Source organism: Burkholderia sp. Ac-20379, from assembly GCF_017104645.1.
In the GTDB taxonomy this organism is placed as follows: domain Bacteria; phylum Pseudomonadota; class Gammaproteobacteria; order Burkholderiales; family Burkholderiaceae; genus Burkholderia.
Genome location: NZ_JAAGPF010000164.1, coordinates 1 through 277, shown reverse-complemented (window position 1 = coordinate 277; position 277 = coordinate 1). Strand labels below are relative to the sequence as shown.

Genomic DNA, 277 nt, shown 5'->3' with positions numbered 1-277 from the left:
AAAAAAAAAACCCCCCCCCTCCCCCCCACCCCCCCCCCCCCACCTTTTTCTTCTACCATGTCACTACGCCACCCCAAAGATCACCCGCCACCCACACTCTTTCCCTACCCGCCGCCCTTCCGATCCCGGGCCCGACAGTGGAGCCCGCCCCGCCCGACAGCGAACCGATCGTCTCGTCCCCGTTCGCGCCGGCGATCTCGAAGCTGGCCCCGCTGCCGGCGAGACTCACCGCGCCGGTGGACAGCAGCGAGCCGGCGCCGCCGAGCGCCAGCGTGCC

At 70.4% G+C, this 277-nt stretch carries 1 protein-coding gene; it reads right to left on the bottom strand.

Annotated elements, in window-relative coordinates; translation table 11 throughout:
* Window positions 1-52: 52 nt before the first annotated feature.
* Window positions 53-277, bottom strand: a 225-nt coding sequence (locus G3N92_RS20150) for a hypothetical protein (protein WP_206129340.1), incomplete at its 5' end; no start/stop codon positions are given.